Raw genomic sequence first — 21,935 nt, forward strand, 5'->3', positions numbered from 1 at the left:
CTATTAATTTTTTATTTTTTTTGAAGTAAGGCCATATAAAATCCATCGAAACCAGTTTTCGAAGCTAATACTTTATTCTCTTTTACAAATGTAAAATCTTTTCCAGCTTCGGAAGCTAAAAATGTTTTAACTTGATTCTGATTTTCAGAAGGTAAAATGGAGCAGGTGGCATAAACCATTTGTCCACCAGGCTTTACAATTCGGGAGTACTGTTGAAGAATTTCTTGTTGAGTGATTTTTATTTTATCTAAAAATGCGGGTTCCAATTTCCATTTCGCATCGGGGTTTCTTCGTAAAACGCCTAAACCTGAACAGGGTGCATCAATTAAAACACGATCGGCTTTATCATATAGTTTTTTAATGACTTTCGTGGAATCAATATGTCTTGGTTCAATATTGTGAGCGCCATTTCGTTTGGCACGACGTTTTAGTTCATTTAGTTTATTGGCATAAATATCTAATGCAATAATTTGCCCTTTATTTTCCATTAAGGATGCTATATGCAATGTTTTTCCTCCGGCGCCAGCGCAGGTGTCTACCACGCGCATTCCAGGCTCCACATTTAAAAATTCCGCAACTAGTTGAGATGATGCATCTTGCACCTCAAAATGTCCGTTTTTAAAGGCATCGGATGTAAACACATTGGCACGTTCTTTTAATCTTAAGGCGTTTGGGTGGTCTTTGATGAATTCTGTGTCAATCTCTAAATCGAATAATTCAGCTTGTAGTTTTTCCTTGGTTGTTTTAAGTGTATTAACACGCAAAACAACATCTGCTTGCTCATTTAAAGCAGCAATTTCTTTAGTCCACGCCGCTTCGCCTAATTCTTTAACGCCTAACTCATCCATCCAATCTGGAATAGATTCTTTAAATTTTCTAATTTTAGACAATTCATCAAAACGGCCTTTAATTTTACGTGAAGGTGTGTTTTCAAAATATTTCCAATCGGGTAATTTAATACCTCTTAAAGTTGCCCATACGGCAAAAACACGCCATAAATCTTCACGGCTATACGGTTCTTTTACCTCTGCGATTTCAGAATATAAGCGTTTCCACCTTACAATGTCGTAGGTTGTTTCTGCTACAAAACCACGATCGCGACTTCCCCAACGTTTATCGCGTTTTAATAATTGCTGTATGACTTTATCAGCATATTTCCCTTCATTAAATATTAGTGTTAAACCATCTATAACGGCAAAACATAAGTTTCTGTGTAATCGCATTCTGTATATATGTATTGCATTCCGAAACTGTTTTCTAAAACGTTTCCAAAATACTTTTTAGTTATTTAAAAGCATGCAAAGGTACACAAAGTTTATTTCTTTAGAAGTTTATCTAAATATTCGTTTAGCTTTTCTATTTTTATACAAAATAACTCATCATGAAAAATTTGTTTCTAGTTTTAATAGTACTAACAATTGTGGCTTGTAAGAATGATTCAAAAAAATATACGTTGCCTATTTCAAGCGTTGAAATTGAAACAATATTAGAAGATTCTACCTTGAGTATTCGTGCTTTACAGATACTAGATTCTAAAAGCTTGGCCTTTGGCGCAAATAATAATACCTATGGGTTATGTGATATGGAGTCCAATAAATGGTTAATTTCAGAACAGACTCATGACTCATTAAATTTAGAGTTTCGAGCAATAGGGAATAATTCTGAAGATTTTTTTATGTTGAATGTAGGAAATCCCGCATTAATGTTTAAAACATCTAATTCAGGAATTATGGAATTAGTATATAAAGAGGTTCATGAGAAGGTGTTTTATGATGCTATGGCATTTTGGAATAAACAAGAAGGTATTGCCATTGGTGATGCTACAGATAATTGTTTAAGTATTATTATTACCAGAGATGGTGGGAATACATGGCAAAAAATTCCGTGTGATAAGTTGCCAGATGCAAGTAATGGTTCTGCGGCATTTGCTGCGAGTAATACCAACATTGTGGTAAAAGGGTCAAAGGCCTGGGTTGCAACAGGTGGGAAGGTAAGTACGGTATTATATTCTGGAGATAAAGGTGAAACATGGGAAGTTTTTCAGACACCTGTTATTCAAGGATTAGAGACTACAGGTATGTATTCTATTGATTTTTACGATGACATGATTGGTTTTGCTATTGGTGGTGATTACACCAAGCCTGACAATAATTCAGCGAATAAAATTAGAACAATAGATGGCGGAAAAACATGGGAATTAGTTGCTGAAAACAAAGAACCTGGTTATCGCAGTTGTGTCCAGTATATTCCAAATAGTGACGGTAAAGAATTGCTAGCTATTGGATTTAAAGGCATGGATTATTCCAATGATAATGGTACAACATGGACACACCTGTCAGACGAAGGATTTTATTCCATTCGTTTTTTAAATGACAGTGTTGCTTATGCATCTGGACAAGGCAGGGTTAGTAAACTTCTTTTTAAACGAAACTAATAAAAAAAGCAGCCAACTGGCTGCTTTTTTTATTAAGGCGTGTTTTTGGACTTTCCGTGTCGGTTTTTATATTCTTCAAACATTTTACGTTTAAAATCATCTTCTACTTTTTTTAGTAAAACAACTTTTTTAGCCGGTAAAACGGTTTGTAAGTCTTTCATGTATTTCTGATAAGACTGATATCTTTTCTCGTAAAGCAATTCCATTTCCTTAATTAAACTTTTGGCGTTGCTTTCCGTTAAATTTTCCATATCTACATCTTTTCGCCTATCAGATACGTCGTGGCGAAGTTTATTGTGATCTTCCTCAAACTTATTATATATAGGCCAGAATTTCTGTGCTTCGGTTTGGGTCAAATTTAATTTTTCTGTGATATAAGCTACTTTTAAGGTTTTAATTTTTTCATGATGGGCATCACGATTTTGTGAAAAGCCAACTGTGCTATACAATACAGTTGCTAATATTAAAATTGTCTGTTTCATTTTGTATGTTTTAGTCTTATTCAAGGTCTTCTAATTCTGAATTGTTATACAAATAACTTTCTAATGACACATCGCTTAAAGCGTCTGTGTAAATAGCATCTTCAAAAGCTGAAGGATCAATAATAAGGTTGTTTAAGGTTGATGATTCATAATCATTTGAAAGGATATAATCTTCAATACTTTCGTTATCTAATGATGAAAAACTAACCGGTTTATTAAAATCTGGCAAACTTATCACTAAAATGGCAATAGCAGCAATACTAGCAGCGTAGAGCCAGGTTTTTTTAGAGAAGAGCGAAATAACCTTTGTTTCCGTTTTTTCTTCTGAAACTATATCAAGTTTTGGCACTTGGAACGTTTCAAAATAATTTTCTGGTACCTTAAAACCCGATGCCTTACTTTGTTCCTTAAGAGCTATTTCACTTAAAAGTGTTTCCTCAAAATTCTTGAAGTAGTTATTTGGTGTTTTAAAACCTGTTTTTTTTATAGTATGTAATTTACTGTTTTTCATTACTGTTTAGACTCAAATTTCTTAAAAAGGTTTAATCGTTCAGTAAGTAGTCCTCTACTTTTTTAACCGCAATGTGATATGATGCTTTTAAAGCGCCTTCACTAGTTTCTAAAATTTCAGACATGTCTTTGTATTTTAAATCTTGAAAGTACTTCATATTAAAAACGAGTTGTTGCTTTTCGGGTAACCTAGCAATAGCTCGCTGTAATTTTAGTTGAATATCATCTCCTTCAAAATACACATCAGCTTGTAAATTTGCTATTGCTAAATCCTGAACTTCCTCATTGGTAATTTGCATCTCTTTAGCGCGCTTATTTATAAATGTTAAGGCTTCATTAGTTGCAATCCGGTACATCCAAGAAAATAATTTGCTGTCACCTTTAAAGTTATCAATATTTCGATAAATTTTTATGAAGGTATTCTGCAGAACATCATCTGTATCGTCGTGCGATTTAACAAAATGACGAATATGCCAATATAGTCGCTCTTTGTATTGCGTTACCAAATCGTTGAAAGCGACATGACGTTTGCTTTCAGACTTTAAATCGGCTACTAATTGGGTTTCGGAATTCACAAATCGATTTTTACTTTAGACTAGCAGAAGGTAAAAAAGTTTAATGAGACTTTGTAAAAAAAACGATCATCTTCCGCGAACCGAAGGATTGGAACAGAAAATATAGCGTAAGAAGACTAGAATCTACTCAAAACTTTGCATTTCTACCAACCTGCGGTACATGCCATTTTTGTCTATTAATTCGGAATGTGTTCCTTGTTCCACAATCTGACCATGTTGCATAACAACAATTAAATCGGCATTCTGAATAGTGGATAAACGGTGTGCAATAACAATAGATGTTCGGTTTTTCATCATGTTCTCAAGCGCCACTTGCACCAATCGTTCGCTTTCGGTATCTAAAGCTGAAGTGGCTTCATCCAGAATCATTATCGGTGGATTTTTAAGAACAGCTCTAGCTATACTTAAACGCTGCTTTTGTCCACCAGAAAAATTATTTCCAGCATCGCCAACATTGGTATTAATTCCATTGGGTAGCTCTTGAACAAACTCCCAAGCATTGGCTATTTTTAAAGCATCAATAACTTCCGTATCTGTAGCACCTGGTTTACCAATTAATAGGTTGTTTTTTATAGAATCGTTAAATAAAATGGAATCTTGGGTTACTAATCCCATTTGGTCTCTTAAGGACTTTTTAGTCATGTTTTTTATATCGATACCATCTATAGTAATATTGCCTTCATTTACATCATAAAATCGGGTAACCAAATTCGCAATAGTACTTTTACCACTACCAGATTGCCCAACAAGCGCCAAAGTTTTACCCTTTGCTACTTGCACGCTAAAGTTTTTTAGAACAAGATCATTATCGTATTTAAACGAAATATTATTGATAGAAACTTTATCTTTAAAATCCTTGAAATCTATGGCATCAGGATTATCTTCCATGTTGTCTTCTTCATGTAGAATTTCGAAAACACGATCGGCAGCTGCCATTCCATTTTTAACTTTATAACTGGCCTTACTAATAGCTTTTGCTGGCGTTAAAATACCGTAAGCAAGTAACATGAAACCTATAAATGTTGTACCTTCAATGACTTCATCAATAAGTACTAATTTTCCACCGTACCATAGTAATACGGCTATGGTAATGATTCCTAAAATTTCGCTGATAGGACCAGCAAGGTTATTTTTAAGACCTATACTATTGGATAATTTTAAAAGTTTACTTGCCGAGTTTCTGAAGTTTTCTTTAAAAAGCGGTTCTGCATTATAGCTTTTTACAATTTTTAAACCGGTTAAAGTTTCTTCAACTATAGAAATTAATCTACCAGATTCTTGTTGGGCTGTTAAAGACTCGCTTTTAAGTCTTTTTCCAATTCTAGAAATTATAAATCCAGCAGTTGGAATAAACACTAAAACAAAGAGTGATAAGCGCCAGTTTATATAAAACATGGTTCCTAAAGCAAAAATTATGTTTAAAGGCTCCCTTACTATTAATTCTAAAACAATAAATAAGGAATTTTGCATTTCGCCAATGTCACCTAAAATACGCGCCATGACATCTCCTTTTTGTCTTTTGGAGTAGAATTTTAATGGTAAATTAATAATATTGTCATACATATCGTTACGCAAATCTGTTAACACACCATTTTTAAGAAACATAACATGTTGACTTGCTAGATAACCAAAAAGGTTTTTTAGTGCAAAAGTGCAAATAACAATGGCAATAACGATAACCAAAGCCATTTGGGCATTATTATCATCCAGATAACCGCTTATTTTGAAGTTTAACAAATCATTGGCGTAATTTTTTAAGTCGCCAATACCATTCCAAATTGGTGCTTCTGTTACTCTATTCGTTTTATCGAATAACACATTAAGCATAGGGATTAATGCTACAAAAGAAAGAGTTGTAAATAGGGCATTTAAGATATTAAAAATCACATTTAAAACAACGTGCTTTTTATAAGTCTTAATAAATGGTAATAGCTGGATTATTATTTTTTTCATCTAGTTTAGATTCATCTCCTTCAAAATTGCATCAATTTTGTTTTCCAATTTCTGTTCCGTTGCTTGAAACGCTGACACATTGTCCAGAGTGGTATTAACGCTAATGTAAAACTTAATTTTGGGTTCAGTGCCACTTGGTCTTAAAGCTATTTGACTACCATCTTCCAAATAATAAATAAGCACATTGGATTTTGGCACATGAATTTGTTCAATATAGCCATTGCTTAATTGCCTGGATTGTGATAATTGATAATCTTCAATTTTCATAACTTTAGATCCATTCACCTTTTCTAAAGGGTTTTCCCGTGCATCATACATCATCTGTTTGATTTCTTGAGCACCTTCAATACCTTTTTTAGTGATAGAAACTAAACGTTCTTTATAAAAGCCATGTTCTATATATAAGTTGATTAATGCTTCATAAATGGAGCTGCCTTGTGCTTTTGCTTGGGCTGCAATTTCGCAAGCCAAAAGAGTTGCGGTAACAGCATCTTTATCGCGAACAAAATCGCCAACCATAAACCCGAAACTTTCTTCACCACCACCAATAAAATTAAGTTCTGGAAAGTCTTTTATCATTTTAGCTATCCATTTAAATCCGGTTAAGCCAATTTTACATTCCACCTGATATGCATCTGCTAACTGTTGCATCATAGGTGTGGATACAATGGTAGAGCCAATAAACTCCTTACCTTTAATTTTGTCCGCTTTTTTCCATTGCTTTAACAAAAATTCCGTCATGATTATCATGGCTTGATTTCCATTAAGGATAATCATTTCATTATCTAAATCTCTAACAGCTACACCAACCCGATCACTATCGGGATCGGTACCGATAACAATATCAGCTTGTACTTTTTCAGCTAATTCCAAAGCCATTTTTAAGGCTGCTGGTTCTTCAGGATTTGGCGATTTTACTGTAGGAAAATCACCGTCTGGTTTGGCTTGCTCTTCAACAATATGAACTTGATTATAACCCGCTCGTTTTAAGGTTTCCGGAATAATAGTAATAGATGTGCCATGTAAGGAAGTGAAAACAATATTCAGATTATCTTTTGCTTTTTGATGTGTATTAAAACTTCCATTTTTAACGGAAGCATTAATGAATACATTATCTAGAGCTTCACCAATATAATTAATTAACGGTTCTTGCGCTTCAAAATTAATTTCAGCATATTCTAATCGATTAATTTCGGCAATAATTTCAGCATCTTGCGGTGGTACTAATTGGCCACCATCTTGCCAATACACTTTAAAACCGTTGTATTCTGGCGGATTATGAGATGCCGTTAAAACTATGCCACAGTGGCATTTTAAATATTTTAGTGTGAAGGATAATTCAGGTGTTGGACGTAAATCTTCGAATAAAAAGACTTCAATATTATTGGCTGAAAATACATCAGCAACCAATTTGGCTAAAGATTGGCTGTTATGTCGGCAATCGAAAGCAATGGCAACTTTTATAATTTCGCCAGGAAAGCTTTGTTTTAAATAGTTGCTTAAGCCTTGTGTGTTTTTTCCTAATGTATATTTGTTAATTCGGTTGGTCCCGATTCCCATAATACCGCGCATACCACCAGTTCCAAACTCTAAATCTTTATGGAAAGCCTCCTGCAATTCCGCGGGATTGGTGGCGATTAAGTTTTTTATATATACTTGAGTCTCTGTATCAAAAGTAGGCGTTAACCATGTGTTTATACGCGCTAATAATTCAGGTTTAATATGTATCATAGTTAAAATAAAGTAGCGTACAATAGTACGAAATTCATAAAAATGTGTGCTAGATAACTGTTAAATAGCATCTTTTATTAAATACCGCTTTCTGTTTTCTTTGGTTCGCAATATAATTTCGCCTAGAAAGCCAGCAACAAAAAATTGCGTACCAATTATCATGGTTACCAAAGCAATAAAAAACTGTGGTCTGTCTGTAATAAGACGACCATCAGGATTTAAAAATAGTTTATCAATTCCTAAATAAAAGGAAAATGCAAATCCAATAGCAAACATCATGACGCCAAGTGCACCAAATAAATGCATGGGTCTTCTTCCAAATCTGGAAATAAACCATATGGTAATTAAATCTAGAAAACCGTGAATAAAACGATCCATTCCAAATTTTGTTTCGCCATACTTTCTAGCTTGATGCTGCACCACTTTTTCACCAATTTTAGTAAAGCCTGCATTTTTTGCTAATACCGGAATATAACGATGCATTTCACCATTTACATCAATGTTTTTTACCACATTTTGTCGGTATGCTTTTAGTCCGCAATTAAAATCATTGAGTTTAACACCCGACGTTTTTCGAGCTGCCCAATTGAACAATTTAGACGGCATATTTTTAGAAAGAACGGCGTCGTAGCGTTTTTTCTTCCAACCGGAAACCATGTCAAAACCTTCCGATAGAATCATATTGTATAAATCAGGAATTTCTTCTGGATTGTCCTGAAGATCGGCATCCATGGTAATTACAACATCGCCTTGTGCTTTTTCAAAACCAGCGTGTAAAGCTTGGGATTTTCCAAAATTCCTTAAAAACTGAATGCCTTTTACTGCGTTATTTTTTTCGGAAAGCTGTTGAATGATTTTCCAAGAATCATCTGTGCTACCATCATCAATAAAAAGGATTTCATAAGAAAAATGATTGGATTGCATAACTTTTGCAATCCAATCATGTAGTTCTATTAAAGACTCTTGTTCGTTAAGTAGTGGTATGACTACTGATATATTCATGTACGTGATTTCATATGTGAAACACCAAAAGTAACGAAATTATTTAAGCTTGTATATCTTCTTTTTTAACAACCAAAGCTACAATAAGGCCAACGACGCTAAATCCGACTAATTGAAATGCTAAAGCTTGTAAAATATTACCCAAGGAGTACATGTCTTCTTGCTTTTCCATTTCTTCAACTATTTGGGCAATAGATTCTTCTGGCGCACCAAAGCCACGCATCATTTCAACCTGTGAGGCAAGTATTTTTTCTTGTAATATTCCTGACGCTTCTGGATCCACAATATTGAAAATTACATAACTAACAACAGTGCTAATCACTAAGCCTATAAGGACTGTGATAAAAAAAGATGTAAAAGCACCTTTAAAGCTAATAAAGCCTTTTAGTGCACCTCTTGATTTTGTTGAAGACATAACACCTAAAACAATAACCAAAATCATCATGGCAATTCCAAACCACCATTTCGTAAATAAATCTAGGCTTATGGCATAAGCCATAACAGTTAATAATGATAAAATTCCGCCAAGGTACAGACCGAAATTAATGGCAATTGATTTAGTAGATGTTTCCATTTTGTTAATTTCTTTTAGTTGATTATAAAAAGTTAGTAAACAAATATAGCAAAACGTTACAATAAACTGTATTTTAAATAAGCTCTATTGTGTAATTATGGGAAGTTGTTTACTTTTGCATATTGAAGAGAAAAGTGTAAAAAAGCAATAAGAAAATAGAGGTAAGACTGAATAATTTAGTAATATGACATATTTCATATAAATAAATTAAAAAAGTATTGCATAGTTATTAAAATTGCCTAAATTTGCACTTCGAAAAAAGTTAAGATATTAAAGCATTTAGCGATGAAAAAAGAAATACATCCAGAAAATTATAGAGTAGTAGCGTTTAAAGACATGTCTAACGACGACGTTTTTTTAACAAAATCTACAGCAAACACGAACGAAACTTTAGAAGTGGAAGGTGTTGAATATCCATTAATTAAAATGGAGATTTCTAGAACATCACACCCTTTTTACACAGGTAAATCTAAATTAATTGATACGGCTGGTCGTATTGACAAGTTTAAAACTAAATACGCTAAATTTAAAAAATAAATTTAGTCCAAAATATATTTCTAAAAGCCTTTCAACTATTGAAAGGCTTTTTTTATTTTTACCAAAAAGCATATAATATGAACTACATTCTTTTTGATGGTCCTTCGCGCAATAATTTATTGCCATTTACGTACACGCGTCCGGTTGCCGATATTCGTATTGGTATATTAACTATTCGTGAGAAATGGGAAATTTATTTAGGCTCTACAACCACGACAGTCACTGAAGAGTATTTATCGGACAAATACCCAATGGTTGAAATGGAGCAGAATGTCATGATTAATGCATCCTATTTACCTAATGATGAATTGGTAGCCATGATTACAGATTTAAGTGAAAACCAAGCTATTTTTAAGGATGAGGATGTAATTGCTTTTTACACGAAAGAATCTCAAGAGGAGGTTAATTTTGATTCTTATGAGGCCATTGAGTATACTGATTCGCTTTTAAAAGTTGAAAATACATGGGATATTTTTTCTAAAAATGGCGAAGCGATTCAAGATGATTTTGAACTACTAACAACGAATAGAAAATCGCAACCCATTCCCGCAACGGTAAATACCATTCATCCGGAATCTATTTTTATTGAAGAAGGTGCCAAACTGGATTTTGTAACCTTGAATGCTACAAATGGGCCAATATATATAGGTAAGGATGCCGAAGTTATGGAGGGAAGCGTTATTCGCGGACCTTTTGCTTTATGTGATCATGCAACCGTGAAAATGGCTTCTAAAATTTACGGCCCAACAACGGTTGGACCTCATAGTAAGGTAGGAGGAGAGGTTACTAATTCTGTAATTTTCGCCTATTCTAATAAAGGGCATGATGGATTTTTAGGAAATTCTGTTATTGGCGAATGGTGCAATTTAGGTGCCGATACTAATAACTCGAATTTAAAAAACAATTATGCGGAAGTGCGCCTGTGGGATTACCAAAAAGAAGGATTTGCAAAAACAGGTTTACAATTCTGTGGACTCATGATGGGTGACCACAGTAAATGTGGTATTAACACCATGTTTAATACGGGAACGGTTGTAGGTGTTAGTGCTAATGTTTTTGGGAGTGGATTTCCACGAAATTTCGTGCCAAGTTTTTCTTGGGGAGGAAGCAGTGGGTTTACAACTTATTTAACCAAAAAAGCTTTTGAAGTTGCCGAAGTTGTTATGTCACGACGCGATATAGAATTTACGGAACAAGATGCCGCTATTTTGGAGCATGTATTTGAAGAAACCAAACGATTTAGAAGAGAATAGCATCTAAAAATTTCACCTCTTTCATTAAATTCAATCAGTCTTTTTCACGTGTTTTAACTCCAATAAGTTAATGGGGTTGATACCCAAACCCGAAATGTTTTTCCTTGTAAATCGGACAACTTCATCATAAAACATAGGTACAACAGGTGCAGAGGCCATAACTAAACTATCCATTTTGGTGTAAAGCCGTTCTCTTTCTAAAGTGTTAGTTTCTGTAAAAGCCTGTTCATACCAAGCATCAAACTGGTCATTTTTATAATGTGTGTAATTAGGACCATTAGGTGCAAAATTTTTGCTGTAGTAGAGTGATAAATAATTTTCAGCATCTGGATAATCTGCTACCCAGCTAGCGCGAAACATATCTAATTTACCATTTGCTTTAGAGTCTTTTAAACTAGAAGCAGGAATTACATTAATAGAAACTAATAGACCAGTTTTTTGGAGTTCTCTCTGGATATACTCGCAAAAACTTAAATAATTACTGGTGGTTGTAATCGTGATTTCAGGGTTTCTATTTCCAGTTTCTGTTTTAAATTGTTCAACCAATTCTTTTGCTTTTTCAGGCTGATAATTAAATCCGGATTTTTGACTATGACCAGGTAAGCCTTTTGGAATGAATCCGCCATGAGCTGGAATACCAACGCCATTCCGCAGGTAAATCATCATTTTCTCTCTGTCAAAACCATAATTTACTGCTTTTCTAATATATTCTGATTGTATTTCCGCAACGTCAGAATCCATATAAAACGCCAAATATTCCGTATTTAAATAAGGACCACGTATCATGTTTACATCATTGGAATAATTGTCACGAAGTGTTCCATTGGTTGTTAGAATTTCATCCTTATATGATGCATCCAAACCAGATACATAGTCTATGTTTCCTTGTGCAAATTGTAAAAATTCACTTTGCTTATCCGGAAGAAATGTTATGGCAATAGCTTCTAAATACGGAAGCTTTTTACCTTGTTTATCAGATTCGAAATAATTAGTATGCTTTCTGAAAACGAGCTTTAAGTTTTCTTCCCATCGTTTAAATTTAAAGGGACCAGTACCAATTGGATGTGCTCTAAAATCAGTGCCATAATGTTCTACAATTTCCTTCGGAACTACGGAACAATACTTCATGGTTAGTAAACCTAAAAAAGCAGGAAAGGGCTGTGTCAGTTTTATTTCGAAAATAGAATCATTAACCGCATAAAAGTCCTCTACTTTATTTAACACCCAGCTACCAGGCGATGCAATTTGTTTGTCTTTTATTCGGTTAAAGCTGTATTCAAAATCGGAAGCCTTTACCGTTCTGGTAGAATCCTCACCAAATAATCCATGATTATGAAAATACACGTCATGACGTAAGGTAAATGTATAGGTTTTAGCACTATCTGAAACTACCCAGTTTTTAGCAATACTTGGTTTAACGTTTAAGCTGTCATCCATTTCCACCAAACCATTAAAAAGCTGATTAGTTGCCCAAATATCTGCCAAATCTTTAGAAAAGGCAGGATCTAAAGAACTGATGTTTTTATGCTCATTATACCTAAATATATTTGTTAGCTCCTGTTTATCAGACGAACATCCTAAAAAGAGCAAAAAAATAACAGTGTAATATTTCATGATTATCAATTAGATTGTCTATATTTAGTGGTTATAAATCTAAAACTTTAAAATTATGAAAAAAAATTACATTCTATTTTTATTAGCCGTAACATTTGTTTGGACTTTTCAAGCGCAAACAGTGATTACACAATCTGTTGATCCAACTTCTGTAACCGATGGCGGTGTAGCTTGTGGAGGTCAAGATGGAACTTACAGCGAAAATTCCTTTTACAGATCATATAATATGACAGCTTTAGGGGTGACAGATGATTTTGAAGTAACCTCTGTAGAATTTGGCCAAGGTAGTGCTAACGATGGGAAAGTTTTAACTTTAAATTTATACACTGCTTCTGCTGAAAATTTAGGAACTGCATCACTTACTTTGTTAGCATCTACGACGCATGTAGCAGCTGCTTCGGATGATTTGTCTGTAGTTTCAGTTGCGTTATCTGCAACAATTCCAGCTGGATCTATTGTAGCTTTAGAAGTTAATGCAGGTGATAGCGGTACAAATATTAATGAAACGTATTACCCTGGATTTAATGCTGCTGGCGAAAATGCGCCTAGTTATTTAAAGGCAGTTGAGTGCGGTATAACAGTACCAACAACAGCCACAGCTATTGGGTATCCTGACAATCAATACGTCATGAATATTGTTGGTAATGCATTGAGCATTGATGAATTTTCATTAAATAATATTTCGGTGTCACCGAATCCAGCACAAAATTATATTCATATTAATTTCCCACAGTCAGTTTCTAATTTCTCAACGGAATTATATGACATTGCTGGAAAATTAGTTTTAAAATCTAATAATATTGAAAGACTAAATATTGGTAAATTACACGCTGGTGTATATATATTAAAAGTAGCTACGGATACTGGTTCAGTTACTAAACGAATTATAAAGAGTTAATATCGTAACTAATAAAACTTAAAAAGGCGTGCTTTAATTAAAGCACGCCTTTTTTGTTGTTTTTCTATCAATTATAAAAAAAAGTGGCGTTGGCAGGAAAAATAAATAGGTATGTTCCCAATTAGATGCGAACACCAACGGGAAGCATACTTTTGTATTGTCTGTTTTTTCTAATAAACCTGGCTATTTCAGGGCTTGTAGGAACAACACTTAAATTACGCTCTTGAATGTTTTTAAAAACGATAATTATAAATTCGTTTTGAAATGCTTCCGAAAATACGTCTTCCGGAATAATAAGCTTTGTTAAAAATATTTTACGTTCCTGAAGTGAATATTCAATTTTTGCAAGTTGATCGTCTATTTTTAATTCAAACTGACGCAAAAAGTCATTGTCAATGAGTTCATGTTCTTCTATCATAATATTCTTTTTTATTCAATGGAATTATAGGGAGTGAAAACTATTTTTATATAGTTTTGTAACACAAATTTACGAAAAAATATTGTCATTATTAATAATAAAGGCTTTTAATACCTTATGAATCAAGATATAATACATGTATATTTTATGCCCGGATTAGCTGCTAGCTCAACCATTTTTGAATATATAAAATTACCCGAATCAGATTTTAAAATTCACTTGTTGGAATGGCAAATTCCTGAAGAAAATGAAACACTTACCAATTATGCTTTACGTATGGTAAATCAAATAACAGAAAAAAATGTGGCCTTAATTGGTGTTTCATTTGGTGGTGTTTTGGTTCAGGAAATGAGTAAGCATTTAAAAATTAAACGATTAATTATTATTTCTAGTATAAAAAGCAAAAAGGAAATGCCCAAACGGATGAAAATTATGCGCGCTACTAAAGCCTTTAAATTGTTTCCGGCTTCTTTAATGGGTAATATGGATGTGTTGGCAAAATACGCTTTTGGAGAAACCGTTAAAAAACGCGTGGCGCTTTATAAAAAGTATCTGTCTGTAACAGACCCACGATATATTAATTGGGCAGTTAAAGAAATGATTTGTTGGAATCAAAATAAAGCTCCAGAAAATATTATCCATATACACGGATCATTGGATAATGTTTTCCCATACAGGCATATTAAAAATTGCATTACAATTGATAAAGGAACACATATCATGATCCTCAATAAATACCGTTGGTTTAATGAACATTTACCAGAACTTATTTTAGAGGGTTCTAGTGAATCATGTTGATTTTTTTTATAACTTTAAACAAAAACTTACAGAGATGAAATTGATGAAAAGAATGTTAATGATGGTAGGATTGTTAAGTTTAACTTTCCTATTTATTTTTGCACAACAGAACGCAAAAACGGATGAAAATTTTGAAAAGCAACTTATAAACGATTATAATGTTTATGCACTTCAAATTCCTGATAATTTGGATTTTGCAGGTGAACCTTTACCATTAAAAGATCCGGATATTTATGAACGCATGGACCGCGAATTATTGGTAAATACCTATTGGCAGTCCAACGGACTACTCATGTTTAAACGTGCTAAAAAGTACTTTCCAATTATTGAACCTATTTTAGCAAAACATGGTGTTCCAGACGATTTTAAATATTTGGCAGTAATAGAAAGTGGGTTAACCAATGCTGTATCGCCAGCAGGAGCCAGAGGTGTTTGGCAAATAATGCCAGCAACTGCACGTGAATATGGATTGGAAGTAAATGATAATGTGGATGAACGTTATAATTTAGAAATGTCTACCGAAGTCGCGTGCGATTATTTGAAAAAATCCAAAGAGAAATTAGGGTCATGGACATTGGCAGCTGCCGCGTATAATGCCGGAATGTCTGGAATATCTAGACGTTTAAGTGAACAGAATGTTACTGGGTATTACGATTTGCTTTTAGGTGAAGAAACAGGACGCTATATGTTTAGAATTGTGGCCTTAAAAGAAATTTTATCCAACGCTGATAAATATGGTTTTAATTTTAGAGATAAAGACTTATATAAAAACATTCCAACCTATAAAGTTGCGGTAGATACAGCGGTTACAGATTTTACTGCTTTTGCAGAAACATATAACATTAATTATAAAATTTTAAAAATTCACAACCCTTGGTTGCGTGAACCTTTTTTAAACAATAAGTCTAGAAAAAACTATTTTATTGAAATTCCGCAAGACGGTTACTACTCCACAAAACCTTAATGTTAGATTTCTTAAAAGATAATATTTGGATCCTTGCAATTATTCTGAACTATGTTTTGGCAATTTCGGCTGCCATTACTATTTTATTTAAAAACATAAACCCCACCAAAACCCTTTCCTTTATAATGGTTTTGGTGGTTTTTCCATTTTTAGGACTGATAGTTTATTACTTTTTTGGGCAAGAATACCGAAAGAATAAAATTTTCAATCGAAAAAATGTCCTCAACGAACAAATTATACAGAATCTGGGGAGAGATTTTGAGTTAAGTGAAAGCCAACTTCATAATTTAGATGATTATTTAGACGAAAAAATTAAACTCGTTTACCTCCTTAACAACAATAAAAACACGCCTGTAACATTACATAATGACCTTCAAATAATTAAAAATGCGAAAAAGAAATTTGAGTTATTATTTGAAGATCTAAAAAGTGCCAAACATCATATTCATTTAGAATACTACATTTTAAAAGACGATAATATTGGAACAAAACTTATTGATATTCTTTGTGATAAAGCGAAGGAAGGTATTAAAGTCCGCTTAACTTTTGATGATGTGGGAAGTAAAATGTCATGGCGAACTAAAAGAAAAATGCGCCAAAGTGGTATAGAATTTTATGCGTTTATGCCTGTTTTGTTTCCCAATTTCACGGGTAAAATGAACTATAGAAACCATCGGAAAATTGCTATTATTGATGGAAAAATTGGCTATGTGGGCGGTGTAAATATATCGGATAGCTATGTGAATTATAAAGATGGCGATTCCTATTGGCGCGATACCCATTTACGAATAGTAGGCGAAGCCTTAAAACCACTTCAAGTACATTTTTTAATGACCTGGGACTTTGTATCTAATTCTAGTTGTAAAATTTCTTCAGAGTTATTCCCTCATGTTCAAATTGAATCCACCAAGGCCGTTCAAATTGCAGCAAGTGGACCCGATACAGATTGGGCAAATATTATGGAAGCTATGTTTGTAGCCATTAATACGGCTGAAGATTATGTATATATCACCACACCTTATTTTATTCCCAATGATGAAATTGTTACTGCTTTGCAGGTGGCAGCAAAGATTGGTTTAGATGTGCGATTACTTATTCCAAAAACGTCCGATTCTTGGACAGCTAAACATGCCACCAACTCACATATTGAGCGCTTGTTAGAAGCAAAAGTAAAAGTGTACCGCTACACTAAAGGTTTTATTCATGCAAAAACAATGGTAGTAGATGATTTGTTTTCTACGATTGGAACGGCAAATTTAGATTACAGGAGTTTTAATATTAATTTTGAAATTAACGCCCTTATCTATAATGAAGAAACAAGTGTTGAACTTAAAACTATTTTTTTAGAAGACCTTGAAGATAGTGAAGAACTTATTTTAGAAAAATGGCAACAGCGTTCCAAGTTTTGTAAACTAAAAGAATCCTATTGCCGACTATGGTCTCCGTTACTATAAATTAACGTCTTCTTCCACGCATTTGATTCTGACCATAATGTTGGTTTGGCCCTTGAGAACGCTTCATGTTTTCTTTCATCATTTTAATCTGATCTGCTAGCATGTTACGCTTATCTAATTTTTCGGCTTCTTTAAGCAGTAATTTAGATTCGTTTTTTCTGTTTTTAGTAAAGGCAATTCCAGCTAAATTTAATTTGGCCATGGCTAAATCATGATCCATAGATAACCCTAAAGAAATAGCTTTTTTAAAGTGTTTCTCGGCTTCATTCATGTTAGATTGAGACACCATTATGCCATGTAAATAGTAATAATAACCTTCTTGTTTCTGAACTAAAGCACTACTTGGATTTTTAATTTTATCAAGCCATTTTTTTGCACCTTCAAAATCTTGCTTTCTAAGTCTTAAGAATGCTAATAGAATAAATTCATTTTTAAAATATAGAAACACAAAAATTGATGATAGTAATATAAACATGATACCATTACCAATGTTGCCTTCTACAAATTGATAAATGGCATACGCAATGATGCCTATAGCTATGATTAATTTTATAATTTTATTGTACATAAAGTTTCGTTTTATAGGTTGTAACCGAATTTATTGTTGTTGGTATTTTTACTGAATTATTTTGCAAAGATACAGTGTTACCTTGAGTTTTAGAAGTCACAGACATAGTTTTTACAATACCTGTCTTAATATCTGCAGAAATAAGCGTTTTTTGTTCACCCTTTAAAATCATATTGTAATTTTCTTCTTCAGACTCTAAAGAAACTTGTGCTGTTCCTAAAATGTCAATCGTTGGATGTAATGCATTAAGAGTCCAAGTGTTTTTAGCTTCCATTTCACCCGAATAGAAGTTTTCCCAACTATCATTAATAGCTACTTTGTTTAACGGATATATAAAGGTAAATTGTTCAAAACTATCAGAAAGGCTTTGGCTACCAAATTCTTTCTTCATTTCCTCAATCATGATTTGTTTTGTGAATTCGTCTTCAATTCCCGCGTGTTTCATCATATTATTAATTAGGCGTGTTGTACCACGAACACTAATAATATCACCAGTTTTTAAAAGTTCAATCTTCAGTTTAGATTGTGTTAGTCCAGAGAAAATAGCCGCTTCGGTATCGCCCTTTTCTATGGGTGCATCTGTATTAATAGACATAATTTCGCCATATAAATTGGAGTTTGACTGCAGTTTAAAAAGTTTGTACGTAAAATCTAAAATATAGGAGCTATCTGTGACAGTTTTAACCGCTAAAACAAATTTACTTTCCAAAATATTAGTCATTTCATGCGTCGTTCCATCAATATCTTGAGTGATTTTTTGATTAGCTTTTTGGTGAACAGCCATGCTATCACCAATTTTTAATTTATATTGCAACTGCGTTTGTGCGTAGGTATTACTGCCTAATAGGGTGAATAGTAATATAATAGTTGCTAAAATTCTCTGCATTTTTTTACCTTTTTTAAGGACTGCAAAGAAACTAAAATTTTATCTAAAAAATATTTTTAAAATAAGGTTTGTTAAATAAAAAAGGGTTTGTATATTTGCACGCAGTTTTAGGGATAGAACCCTAAACAAGGTTAAAAGATATTAAGAAGACTTTAAAGATATAAGTAATGAGTAAAAGAACATTTCAGCCGTCAAAAAGAAAAAGAAAAAACAAGCATGGTTTCAGAGAAAGAATGGCTAGTGCTAATGGAAGAAAAGTCCTTGCTCGTAGAAGAGCTAAAGGTAGAAAGAAAATATCTGTATCTTCTGAGTTAAGACATAAAAAATAATGAATTAACAATTGTTAATATATAAAGGTGTTCCAAATTGGTAACGCCTTTTTTTATACCCATTCGTTAACTACTTTTGCACAAAATATTTCAACATGCCTAAAAACAAAAACATAAAATCTGTTCTGCTTATAGGTTCAGGACCTATAGTTATTGGTCAAGCTTGCGAATTTGATTATTCAGGAACCCAAGCATTACGATCATTAAGAGAAGATGGAATTGAAACTATTCTAATCAATTCTAATCCCGCAACCATCATGACAGATCCTTCCATGGCAGATCATGTTTACCTGTTGCCGCTTACCACGAAATCCATCATTAAAATTCTAAATGAACATCCACAAATTGATGCTGTTCTACCAACAATGGGTGGACAAACGGCATTAAATTTAGCGATTGAAGCAGATGAAAAAGGAATTTGGGATGATTTCAATGTGAAATTAATAGGTGTAGATATTGAAGCTATTAACATAACCGAAGATCGTGAGAAATTTCGGGAACTTATGTTAGAAATTGGAGTTCCAATGGCGCCTCAAGCTACAGCAACCTCTTACTTAAAAGGTAAGGAAATTGCTCAAGAATTTGGTTTTCCTTTAGTAATTAGAGCGTCTTACACACTTGGTGGAGCAGGAGCTTCCATTGTTTATAAAGAAGAAGATTTTGATGAATTATTAACTCGCGGATTGGAAATTTCTCCAATTCATGAGGTAATGATTGATAAAGCACTTTTAGGATGGAAAGAATATGAATTAGAGTTATTACGCGATAGAAATGATAACGTTGTTATTATTTGTACCATTGAAAATATGGATCCTATGGGAATCCATACGGGCGATTCTATTACGGTTGCACCAGCAATGACATTGTCCGACAAAACCTTCCAACGCATGCGTGATATGGCTATCCATATGATGCGTAGTATTGGCGATTTTGCAGGTGGTTGTAATGTGCAGTTTGCGGTAAGTCCAGATAACAATGAAGATATTATTGCTATTGAAATTAACCCACGTGTATCTCGTTCTTCAGCATTAGCGAGTAAGGCTACAGGCTATCCAATTGCTAAAGTAGCATCCAAATTAGCCATTGGTTATAATTTAGATGAATTAACCAATCAAATCACCGGGTCTACTTCCGCTTTATTTGAGCCGACCTTGGATTATGTAGTCGTGAAAATTCCACGATGGAATTTTGATAAGTTTGAAGGGTCTGATAGAACATTAGGACTTCAAATGAAATCAGTGGGTGAGGTTATGGCAATTGGTCGTTCATTCCAGGAAGCTTTGCATAAAGCAACACAATCGCTTGAAATTAAACGTAACGGTTTAGGAGCAGACGGAAAAGGTTATAAAAATTACGATCAAATTATTGAAAAGCTAACCAATGCAAGTTGGGATCGTGTTTTTGTTATTTATGATGCCATTCAAATGGGTATTCCATTAAGTCGTATTCATGAAATTACAAAAATTGATATGTGGTTCTTAAAACAATATGAAGAATTACATCATTTGGAGAAAGAAATTTCTAACTTCTCTATTGATACTATTGAACGTGATTTGCTATTAGAAGCCAAGCAAAAAGGATATGGTGATCGACAAATAGCCCACATGTTAAAATGTTTGGAAAGTCAAGTTTATACAAAGAGAGAAGAATTTAAAATTAAACGTGTTTATAAATTAGTTGATACGTGTGCTGCCGAATTTAAAGCACAGACGCCTTATTACTATTCCACTTTTGAAAATGAAGTAGAGTTAGAAAATGGCAACATAGCATCCTCTAACGAAAGTGTCGTTACAGATAAAAAGAAAATTATAGTTTTAGGATCTGGACCTAACCGAATTGGTCAAGGTATTGAATTCGATTACTGTTGTGTTCATGGTGTTTTAGCAGCTGCGGAATGTGGTTACGAAACCATAATGATTAACTGTAATCCGGAAACAGTTTCAACTGATTTTGATATTTCTGATAAGCTATACTTTGAACCTGTTTTCTGGGAACATATCTACGATATTATTCGTCATGAAAAACCAGAAGGGGTTATTGTACAATTGGGGGGACAAACAGCTTTAAAATTAGCAGAAAAATTAGACCGCTACGGTATTAAAATTATTGGAACAACCTACAAATCTCTAGATTTAGCTGAAGATAGAGGAAGTTTTTCAACTATTTTAAAAGAAAATAATATTCCCTACCCAGAATTTGATGTGGCAACAAATGCTGATGAAGCTTTAGCAATTGCAGATGTTTTGGATTTTCCAATATTAGTTAGACCGTCCTATGTTTTAGGTGGTCAAGGCATGAAAATTGTCATTAATAAAAAAGAACTAGAAGAGCATGTGGTAGATTTATTACGCCAAATGCCTGATAATAAATTGTTACTGGATCATTATTTAGATGGTGCTATTGAGGCGGAAGCCGATGCTATTTGCGATGGTGAAAACGTATACATTATTGGAATTATGGAGCACATTGAGCCTTGTGGAATCCACTCGGGTGATAGTAATGGTGTGCTGCCACCTTTTAATTTAGGTGATTTGGTGTTGCAACAAATAAAAGATCATACTAAAAAAATTGCATTAGCCTTAAATACGGTAGGATTAATAAATGTACAATTCGCCATTAAGGACGATGTGGTATATATTATTGAGGCCAATCCAAGAGCATCCAGAACAGTTCCTTTTATTGCAAAAGCCTATGGTGAACCCTATGTAAATTACGCAACAAAAGTTATGTTAGGCCAAAAGAAAGTTACCGATTTCAACTTTAATCCAAAGTTGGAAGGGTACGCTATTAAACAGCCTGTGTTCTCTTTCAATAAATTTCCAAATGTTAATAAAAAGCTTGGGCCAGAAATGAAGAGTACAGGTGAAAGTATTTTGTTTATCGATAGCTTGAAAGACGATGAATTTTACAACCTATATGCAAGACGTAAAATGTACTTAAGCAAGTAATTACTAG

21 protein-coding genes are annotated in these 21,935 nt (G+C 33.5%); 9 read left to right on the forward strand and 12 right to left on the reverse strand.

Annotated elements, in window-relative coordinates; all coding sequences use genetic code 11:
* Positions 1 to 11: 11 nt before the first annotated feature.
* A complete protein-coding gene (locus tag ACFPH8_RS10035; protein WP_376860601.1) occupies positions 12 to 1,223 on the reverse strand; it encodes an RsmB/NOP family class I SAM-dependent RNA methyltransferase in 1,212 nt (403 codons plus the stop codon).
* Positions 1,224 to 1,381: 158 nt separating this feature from the next.
* Here ACFPH8_RS10035 and ACFPH8_RS10040 point away from each other — a divergent pair, with 158 nt between their 5' ends.
* The gene (locus ACFPH8_RS10040; protein WP_376860603.1) at positions 1,382 to 2,434 is read left to right on the forward strand and encodes a WD40/YVTN/BNR-like repeat-containing protein; all 1,053 of its coding nucleotides are present in this window, start codon (positions 1,382 to 1,384) and stop codon (positions 2,432 to 2,434) included.
* Positions 2,435 to 2,466: 32 nt separating this feature from the next.
* On the opposite strand, the gene ACFPH8_RS10045 is transcribed toward ACFPH8_RS10040, so the two are convergent.
* From ACFPH8_RS10045 to ACFPH8_RS10075, 7 genes are all read right to left on the reverse strand, one after another.
* Complete coding sequence (locus tag ACFPH8_RS10045; protein WP_376860605.1) at positions 2,467 to 2,916, reverse strand: sensor of ECF-type sigma factor; 450 nt, start codon at positions 2,914 to 2,916, stop codon at positions 2,467 to 2,469.
* A 16-nt stretch (positions 2,917 to 2,932) separates the two neighbouring features.
* Positions 2,933 to 3,427, reverse strand: coding sequence for a hypothetical protein (locus tag ACFPH8_RS10050; RefSeq protein WP_376860607.1), 495 nt, complete (start codon positions 3,425 to 3,427; stop codon positions 2,933 to 2,935).
* 31 nt (positions 3,428 to 3,458) lie between these two features.
* A complete protein-coding gene (locus tag ACFPH8_RS10055) occupies positions 3,459 to 4,001 on the reverse strand; it encodes an RNA polymerase sigma factor (RefSeq protein WP_248400466.1) in 543 nt (180 codons plus the stop codon).
* A gap of 123 nt (positions 4,002 to 4,124) precedes the next feature.
* Positions 4,125 to 5,954, reverse strand: a complete 1,830-nt coding sequence (locus ACFPH8_RS10060) for an ABC transporter ATP-binding protein (protein WP_376860609.1) — start codon at positions 5,952 to 5,954, stop codon at positions 4,125 to 4,127.
* A complete protein-coding gene (locus ACFPH8_RS10065) occupies positions 5,955 to 7,685 on the reverse strand; it encodes a phospho-sugar mutase (protein WP_376860611.1) in 1,731 nt (576 codons plus the stop codon).
* A 60-nt stretch (positions 7,686 to 7,745) separates the two neighbouring features.
* Positions 7,746 to 8,687 (reverse strand): glycosyltransferase family 2 protein, encoded by a 942-nt coding sequence (locus ACFPH8_RS10070; protein WP_376860613.1) that lies wholly within the window; start codon positions 8,685 to 8,687, stop codon positions 7,746 to 7,748.
* Positions 8,688 to 8,730: 43 nt separating this feature from the next.
* Entirely contained in the window at positions 8,731 to 9,261 is a 531-nt protein-coding gene (locus ACFPH8_RS10075; RefSeq protein WP_376860615.1) for a DUF4199 domain-containing protein, read from the reverse strand.
* A gap of 285 nt (positions 9,262 to 9,546) precedes the next feature.
* Here ACFPH8_RS10075 and ACFPH8_RS10080 point away from each other — a divergent pair, with 285 nt between their 5' ends.
* The gene (locus tag ACFPH8_RS10080) at positions 9,547 to 9,798 is read left to right on the forward strand and encodes a type B 50S ribosomal protein L31 (protein ID WP_248400456.1); all 252 of its coding nucleotides are present in this window, start codon (positions 9,547 to 9,549) and stop codon (positions 9,796 to 9,798) included.
* Positions 9,799 to 9,875: 77 nt separating this feature from the next.
* Positions 9,876 to 11,051, forward strand: coding sequence for a GlmU family protein (locus ACFPH8_RS10085; protein WP_376860618.1), 1,176 nt, complete (start codon positions 9,876 to 9,878; stop codon positions 11,049 to 11,051).
* Between the two features lie 30 nt (positions 11,052 to 11,081).
* Here ACFPH8_RS10085 and ACFPH8_RS10090 read toward each other — a convergent pair whose 3' ends face one another.
* A complete protein-coding gene (locus tag ACFPH8_RS10090; protein ID WP_376860620.1) occupies positions 11,082 to 12,665 on the reverse strand; it encodes an ABC transporter substrate-binding protein in 1,584 nt (527 codons plus the stop codon).
* Between the two features lie 55 nt (positions 12,666 to 12,720).
* Between ACFPH8_RS10090 and ACFPH8_RS10095 the strand changes: the two genes are divergently transcribed.
* On the forward strand, positions 12,721 to 13,563 hold the full coding sequence (locus ACFPH8_RS10095; RefSeq protein WP_376860622.1) for a T9SS type A sorting domain-containing protein: 843 nt from the start codon (positions 12,721 to 12,723) through the stop codon (positions 13,561 to 13,563).
* Positions 13,564 to 13,684: 121 nt separating this feature from the next.
* Here the strand turns inward: ACFPH8_RS10095 and ACFPH8_RS10100 are convergent, their stop codons facing one another.
* Positions 13,685 to 13,981, reverse strand: a complete 297-nt coding sequence (locus tag ACFPH8_RS10100; protein WP_248400439.1) for an N-acetyltransferase — start codon at positions 13,979 to 13,981, stop codon at positions 13,685 to 13,687.
* Between the two features lie 117 nt (positions 13,982 to 14,098).
* Here ACFPH8_RS10100 and ACFPH8_RS10105 point away from each other — a divergent pair, with 117 nt between their 5' ends.
* From ACFPH8_RS10105 to cls, 3 genes are read left to right on the forward strand one after another with little or no spacing between them, the layout of a single operon-like run.
* The gene (locus ACFPH8_RS10105; protein WP_248400437.1) at positions 14,099 to 14,779 is read left to right on the forward strand and encodes a YqiA/YcfP family alpha/beta fold hydrolase; all 681 of its coding nucleotides are present in this window, start codon (positions 14,099 to 14,101) and stop codon (positions 14,777 to 14,779) included.
* Positions 14,780 to 14,813: 34 nt separating this feature from the next.
* The gene (locus ACFPH8_RS10110) at positions 14,814 to 15,743 is read left to right on the forward strand and encodes a lytic transglycosylase domain-containing protein (protein ID WP_376860625.1); all 930 of its coding nucleotides are present in this window, start codon (positions 14,814 to 14,816) and stop codon (positions 15,741 to 15,743) included.
* On the forward strand, positions 15,743 to 17,197 hold the full coding sequence (gene cls, locus ACFPH8_RS10115; protein WP_376860627.1) for a cardiolipin synthase: 1,455 nt from the start codon (positions 15,743 to 15,745) through the stop codon (positions 17,195 to 17,197). Before ACFPH8_RS10110 ends, cls begins: the two co-directional genes overlap by 1 nt.
* A 1-nt stretch (position 17,198) precedes the next feature.
* Here the strand turns inward: cls and ACFPH8_RS10120 are convergent, their stop codons facing one another.
* Both ACFPH8_RS10120 and ACFPH8_RS10125 read right to left on the reverse strand, forming a co-directional pair.
* Complete coding sequence (locus ACFPH8_RS10120; protein ID WP_248400432.1) at positions 17,199 to 17,765, reverse strand: DUF2892 domain-containing protein; 567 nt, start codon at positions 17,763 to 17,765, stop codon at positions 17,199 to 17,201.
* A complete protein-coding gene (locus tag ACFPH8_RS10125; protein WP_376860629.1) occupies positions 17,755 to 18,651 on the reverse strand; it encodes a DUF6263 family protein in 897 nt (298 codons plus the stop codon). The genes ACFPH8_RS10120 and ACFPH8_RS10125 overlap by 11 nt, the downstream gene beginning before the upstream one ends.
* A gap of 167 nt (positions 18,652 to 18,818) precedes the next feature.
* Between ACFPH8_RS10125 and rpmH the strand changes: the two genes are divergently transcribed.
* The gene (rpmH, locus tag ACFPH8_RS10130) at positions 18,819 to 18,980 is read left to right on the forward strand and encodes a 50S ribosomal protein L34 (protein ID WP_066252696.1); all 162 of its coding nucleotides are present in this window, start codon (positions 18,819 to 18,821) and stop codon (positions 18,978 to 18,980) included.
* A 95-nt stretch (positions 18,981 to 19,075) separates the two neighbouring features.
* A complete protein-coding gene (carB, locus tag ACFPH8_RS10135) occupies positions 19,076 to 21,928 on the forward strand; it encodes a carbamoyl-phosphate synthase large subunit (protein WP_376860632.1) in 2,853 nt (950 codons plus the stop codon).
* Positions 21,929 to 21,935 lie beyond the last annotated feature (7 nt).

It is taken from the genome of Bizionia hallyeonensis (assembly GCF_042657385.1).
GTDB lineage: Bacteria > Bacteroidota > Bacteroidia > Flavobacteriales > Flavobacteriaceae > Algorimicrobium > Algorimicrobium hallyeonense.

Bases quoted from the DNA above. Each gene is read 5' to 3' on its own strand.
- ACFPH8_RS10035 (WP_376860601.1), bottom strand. From the start codon at position 1,223: ATGCGATTACACAGAAACTTATGTTTTGCCGTTATAGATGGTTTAACA.
- ACFPH8_RS10040 (WP_376860603.1), top strand. From the start codon at position 1,382: ATGAAAAATTTGTTTCTAGTTTTAATAGTACTAACAATTGTGGCTTGT.
- ACFPH8_RS10045 (WP_376860605.1), bottom strand. From the start codon at position 2,916: ATGAAACAGACAATTTTAATATTAGCAACTGTATTGTATAGCACAGTT.
- ACFPH8_RS10050 (WP_376860607.1), bottom strand. From the start codon at position 3,427: ATGAAAAACAGTAAATTACATACTATAAAAAAAACAGGTTTTAAAACA.
- ACFPH8_RS10060 (WP_376860609.1), bottom strand. From the start codon at position 5,954: ATGAAAAAAATAATAATCCAGCTATTACCATTTATTAAGACTTATAAA.
- ACFPH8_RS10065 (WP_376860611.1), bottom strand. From the start codon at position 7,685: ATGATACATATTAAACCTGAATTATTAGCGCGTATAAACACATGGTTA.
- ACFPH8_RS10070 (WP_376860613.1), bottom strand. From the start codon at position 8,687: ATGAATATATCAGTAGTCATACCACTACTTAACGAACAAGAGTCTTTA.
- ACFPH8_RS10075 (WP_376860615.1), bottom strand. From the start codon at position 9,261: ATGGAAACATCTACTAAATCAATTGCCATTAATTTCGGTCTGTACCTT.
- ACFPH8_RS10080 (WP_248400456.1), top strand. From the start codon at position 9,547: ATGAAAAAAGAAATACATCCAGAAAATTATAGAGTAGTAGCGTTTAAA.
- ACFPH8_RS10085 (WP_376860618.1), top strand. From the start codon at position 9,876: ATGAACTACATTCTTTTTGATGGTCCTTCGCGCAATAATTTATTGCCA.
- ACFPH8_RS10090 (WP_376860620.1), bottom strand. From the start codon at position 12,665: ATGAAATATTACACTGTTATTTTTTTGCTCTTTTTAGGATGTTCGTCT.
- ACFPH8_RS10095 (WP_376860622.1), top strand. From the start codon at position 12,721: ATGAAAAAAAATTACATTCTATTTTTATTAGCCGTAACATTTGTTTGG.
- ACFPH8_RS10100 (WP_248400439.1), bottom strand. From the start codon at position 13,981: ATGATAGAAGAACATGAACTCATTGACAATGACTTTTTGCGTCAGTTT.
- ACFPH8_RS10105 (WP_248400437.1), top strand. From the start codon at position 14,099: ATGAATCAAGATATAATACATGTATATTTTATGCCCGGATTAGCTGCT.
- ACFPH8_RS10110 (WP_376860625.1), top strand. From the start codon at position 14,814: ATGAAATTGATGAAAAGAATGTTAATGATGGTAGGATTGTTAAGTTTA.
- cls (WP_376860627.1), top strand. From the start codon at position 15,743: ATGTTAGATTTCTTAAAAGATAATATTTGGATCCTTGCAATTATTCTG.
- ACFPH8_RS10120 (WP_248400432.1), bottom strand. From the start codon at position 17,765: ATGTACAATAAAATTATAAAATTAATCATAGCTATAGGCATCATTGCG.
- ACFPH8_RS10125 (WP_376860629.1), bottom strand. From the start codon at position 18,651: ATGCAGAGAATTTTAGCAACTATTATATTACTATTCACCCTATTAGGC.
- rpmH (WP_066252696.1), top strand. From the start codon at position 18,819: ATGAGTAAAAGAACATTTCAGCCGTCAAAAAGAAAAAGAAAAAACAAG.
- carB (WP_376860632.1), top strand. From the start codon at position 19,076: ATGCCTAAAAACAAAAACATAAAATCTGTTCTGCTTATAGGTTCAGGA.